This is a genomic window from Marinimicrobium locisalis (assembly GCF_039822625.1).
GTDB lineage: Bacteria > Pseudomonadota > Gammaproteobacteria > Pseudomonadales > Cellvibrionaceae > Marinimicrobium > Marinimicrobium locisalis.
On sequence record NZ_JBDLLG010000062.1, the window covers coordinates 1 to 2,049 of the forward strand.

Here is a 2,049-nt window from a genome sequence, read left to right on the forward strand (position 1 = left end):
TCCGGCAACCTAAACATCACCGCCGGCGATACCAGTCTCTACACCGGCTCCGACATTCTTACCACGGCACCCGAGAATACGGAGGGCGGCGCGCTTACCGTCAACGGAAGCTTATACAGCCACGGCCACGATGTGGTCCTCAACGCTTCCGGCTTGATCAGTATGGCGGGCGACAATGCCGTGCAAACCGCCGGCGGTGATTTCCGGGTGGACTCCGCCGGCGGCTTCACAAGCTCCAACGCCACTATTGCCACCGGGGCCAGTGGCAGCGCCGGTGACATTACCATCACCTCCAGCGGTGATGTCAATTTGGGCCAGTTGGATGTCAGCGTCAATAACCCTGAGGCGTGGGGCGGCAACGTTTCGGTGACTTCCGCTCGCAGTATCTATCTACAGAACGCGTTTGATTTCAATGATACCGGAGACAATGGAGACGGAGGCACCGGCAGTGTCAGCTTTGAGCTTATCGCGGACAACGCCATTGAGATCAATCACTCGATTTACGACTCCTCTGATTCGGTCGGCGGCCAATCCTATTACGATACCTTGGATGTCACCTTAACCGCGGACAAGGATCAGAATGGCACGGGCTCTATTGCCCTGAACGCCCCGGTCTACACCGGTGGCGGTAATTTCTCCGCCAGTGGCGTTGACTTTACCACCACCACTGCGGGCATTGACCCCCAAGGCATCAGCACCGCCGAGGGTAAGGCCGGCGTGAATAACTCCAGCTCCACCGGGGGCGATGTTGTGCTGGACTTCTCCGGCACTGTTGCGCTGGGCCCCCTGGTTACCCATGGGTCAAGCGGGAGTCTCCAAGTCACCGCCGCCCAGGCTACCCTGAATGCCGATAATGCGGTCGCCGGCCCCGTGACCTTTACAACCACCTCAGACGCGACGCTGAACAACGGGCTCGCCACCACGCTAAACGCCTCCACCATTGGTGGCAACTTTACCCTGGACTCCGGGGGCGATGTGACGGCCACCGGCGCGCTGTCGGTGACGGGCACGACGGCCTTGACCGTGGCCAATGCCACCGAACGTTTCTCTGTCTTATTGAATAATCACGACCACAGCTTTGGTGACGTCGTGACCGTGGGCCGGGCCCAGGAGGTCCGCCTGAACGCCAGCGGCGATCTTGAAGTGGGCGATGTGAATACCTCGGGCAACACCGATGAAGACGGCGGAGCTATCCAGCTAACCGCGGCCGGCAATTTGACGGTGGGGGCGCTGAACGCCAACGCTGGCGAGCGAAGCGGCGGGGGCGATGGCTACGACTCCGGTCTGATCCAACTGCGAGCGGCTGAGGCCGGCACCGTGACGCTTACCGGCGATGTAAAAGCCCAAGCCACCGCCGGTGGTAATAATCGTGCCGACGGTGTCAGCACCGGTTTGATATTCACCAATGACGTGCGGCTGAACCCAGCCGGGCTAGGGTCCGTTACCTTAACCACCCAGCTGTCGGGGGAGGGGGCCTCAAGCAGCGATGGACCCATTACCTTTAATAAAACCTTAAAGCGCACGGCGGATTCGATTGCCTTGGTGGATCTGATCGTGGAGGGAGGCGTTATCACCTTTAAGGACGCCATCGGCGAGCAGACCCGCCGGCTGGGAGATCTGACGGTGAACACCTCCAGCGCCGTGACCTTCGGGGGCGATGTGTTTCCGGCGGCCAGGGTGGAGGTCAACGGTACGGGGGCGACCGACAATAGCCTGAACGCCCCGGACGTGGCGGCCCACTGGCGCCTGAGCGGCGATAACGCCGGCCGCTTGCAGGCCACAGACGGTAATAACGCGGACGAGATCCAGTTCACCGAGATGGACACCCTCATTGCCAGCAGCTATGACGATGTGTTCACGGTAACGGCCAGCGAGGCGATTACCGGCCATCTGATCGCTCAGCTTGAAGGCAATGGCGTGGCCGACAACCGCGTCACTGGCAATACGCTGGTGGGGGCCGACCGGGAAAACACCTGGGCCTTGGGGGCCGAGGGCGGCACCCTGAATAATAACCTGACCTTTGAGAAAGTCGCCACCGTGCGCGGCGGC

Annotated in this window: 1 protein-coding gene; it reads left to right on the forward strand. The window is 61.2% G+C overall.

The annotated features are described in order from the left end of the window. A partial coding sequence (locus AAE514_RS18365; protein ID WP_347333016.1) for a beta strand repeat-containing protein occupies positions 1 to 2,049 on the forward strand: 2,049 nt, incomplete at both ends.